General features: G+C 33.1%; 1 protein-coding gene. It reads right to left on the bottom strand.

Annotated features, from left to right (window positions below; translation table 11 throughout):
• Window positions 1–81: 81 nt before the first annotated feature.
• On the bottom strand, window positions 82–441 hold the full coding sequence (locus AMS59_RS03510) for a DUF917 family protein (protein WP_234007669.1): 360 nt from the start codon (window positions 439–441) through the stop codon (window positions 82–84).
• Window positions 442–1,043: the final 602 nt, after the last annotated feature.

The following is a 1,043-nucleotide window of genomic DNA, read 5'->3' on the forward strand; positions in this document are numbered from 1 at the left end:
GTTTTCACTTTTTTTCTATACTTCAATGGAAATTTATTGAATTTTTTATGGTCAACCCCAAGTTATGGTGATGAGCCCAATTTATAGAATAGTTCCAATAATATCCTCAACTTCCTGCAATAATGCCTCATTTTTCATTGTCGTGCTCAAATTTAAATTACGCGGATCGACTTGAATAACGGCAACTAGCATACCTTCTTTAATGTTTGCGCTAGGGACAGGAATCATTTTGTCCACATCGAAAGTCATGATAAGATCCGGAAATTTGGATAGTATGTTGCCCTCTTTCGATAAAGTCATATACTCGTTCCAGAAAGTTAAATGAAAATCCTCAACAGTTAATTTACCTACATCAAAGCCGTTTTCCTTGATTAATTTATAATCTGTCACTGGGCCCGATACGATGTGAATCCCATTCAACTGACGCATGACATTTTCCAATTTTGCTTCGCTTGTTTGTCCATTTAGGAAGCAATGACCTGGAGTCGTATGCCCTTTGTCAAAATGAAGATTCCCTTTTTCATCTGTATACACTAAATCGGTAAAAGTACCACCAATATCTGTTTATCTGTTGCTATTTTCAAGTCTCCACCCTCATTGTTTCTATTATAGGAACATCGCACCTTTTGAAATTAAGCAAATTATATTCAAGCAAGAGAGAAAATTCAATATATTTCTAAAATAAATATTCTTTCAACAATGGCATGCATAGTAAAAATCCACCCTTATCTTCCAATATCAGTGGATTATATACCATAAAAGAGCATAAAAAAGACTCTGTATTAACCAGAGTCCTAACTATCACAATTTAAATTAACTAAATAGCCTATTTAATGTTTTCAACCTACTATTCAACTTTAGGATCAGCATACTAAAACGAGACAACTCATATATTCTAGGATGAGAGGATGATCATGTTGAAAAGCCTGTTAGAAAATGTAAACCTTTTAGAAAACATATATCAACTCACGCGTGTTGATTATCTAGTTTCTTCCAATAAAAATTAAATAAAAAGAGAGATTCTCATGTAAAATGTTAGTTAC

Source organism: Lysinibacillus sp. FJAT-14745 (assembly GCF_001275675.1).
Lineage (GTDB): Bacteria > Bacillota > Bacilli > Bacillales_A > Planococcaceae > Lysinibacillus.